The following is a 1431-nucleotide window of genomic DNA, read 5'->3' on the forward strand; positions in this document are numbered from 1 at the left end:
TGAACTGAACCCCTCGAATTGGAGTAAATCCAATCGAGGGGTTTTCTTATGTATTTTTCTCAACAAACAAAACTTAATGCAATTCTTGAGTATCAAAGTGGAGTCCCTATATCCAAAGTAATGGCTAAATATCAAATTAAAGGAACTGCTACTCTTTATGAATGGATTCGAAAAATGAATCAATTTGGAATTTCTGGATTAAGTCGCCCAAAAGTAAAGACACAGATTGATTATTCCTTTAAACTAAAGGTATTAAACTGGCGTTTTGAAACTAAGTCCTCTTTCCCTGAAACTGCTAAGCAGTTTCGTATACGAACACCTACTCAAATTTATCAGTGGGAAAGAGATTTACTTTCGGGACGTCTTAGGCCGAATAAAGGGAGTATTGTCAAAATGAAAGATAAACCAGATAAAACCAAGAAGGAACTACAAGATGAAATTGATTACTTACGGGCACGGGTAGCTTACTTGGAAAAACTGGACGCTTTAATTCAAAAGAAGAAGAAATTTCAAACTTCGAAAAAGCCCAATTAGTAGTCGAATTAAAGCGGGAATTAAACATTAAATTGGCAATATTACTGAAAGCAGCGCGTCTTTCAAGTAGTAGTTTTCATTATGCGCTTAAACATGTTTACGAAAAAACTGATACTACACTAGTTGCTGAAATTAAAAATATTGTTTCAGCTAATAAAGATTACGGTTATCGCCGTGTTGTATTAGCCTTACGAAATAAAGGGATTATCGTCAACCACAAAAAAGTACAACGAATTATGCAAGAAAACAACTTGCAATGCACCGCTTATGATAAACGAACCCGTAAGTACAACTCTTATAAAGGTCTTGTGGGAAAGGTGGCTAAACATAAATTAAAGCGTCGCTTTAATACAGATCGACCATTTCAAAAAATTGCTACTGATGTCACTGAAGTTCGTTGGGGTTCTCAAAGTATACAAGAACGAGCTTACGTCACAGCGTACTTAGACCTTTATAGCGGAGAGGTGCTTAGCTGGAATATTAGTTTAAGCCCGAGTGTTAAGTTCGTTGTTGATCCATTAAATGAATTGATTAATAAACGACCTAATCTTGCATATAGAATGGTCGTTCATTCTGATCAAGGGCTTCAATATCAGCACACAAAATTTGTAAAAACATTATCAAAAAACCACATTATCCAAAGTATGAGCCGAAAGGCTACATGTTTAGATAATGCGGTTATTGAAAGTTTCTTCAGAACGTTAAAGGTTTGCACAGTACACCAAACTCATTACAGGACATATGAAGAATTAAAATCAGCTATGATTGAGTTCATCAATTACTATAACAATAAACGAATTAAACAAAAATTGGACGGCATGACTCCGGTTGAATTCCGGAAACATGCCATCCAATTAATCGCTTAAAACATCACTCCAATTTATGGGGGTCAGTTCA

Annotated in this window: 2 protein-coding genes; both read left to right on the forward strand. The window is 35.4% G+C overall.

From position 1 onward, the window contains the following. The first annotated feature begins 48 nt into the window (after positions 1–48). On the forward strand, positions 49–534 hold the full coding sequence (locus JOC59_RS09255) for a helix-turn-helix domain-containing protein (protein WP_205144454.1): 486 nt from the start codon (positions 49–51) through the stop codon (positions 532–534). A 32-nt stretch (positions 535–566) separates the two neighbouring features. After that, positions 567–1400 (forward strand): IS3 family transposase, encoded by an 834-nt coding sequence (locus tag JOC59_RS09260; RefSeq protein ID WP_239517099.1) that lies wholly within the window; start codon positions 567–569, stop codon positions 1398–1400. Positions 1401–1431: the final 31 nt, after the last annotated feature.

This window comes from Periweissella beninensis (genome assembly GCF_016908275.1).
Lineage (GTDB): Bacteria > Bacillota > Bacilli > Lactobacillales > Lactobacillaceae > Periweissella > Periweissella beninensis.

Coding starts and splice junctions, on each gene's coding strand:
- JOC59_RS09255 (WP_205144454.1), top strand. CDS start 49: ATGTATTTTTCTCAACAAACAAAACTTAATGCAATTCTTGAGTATCAA.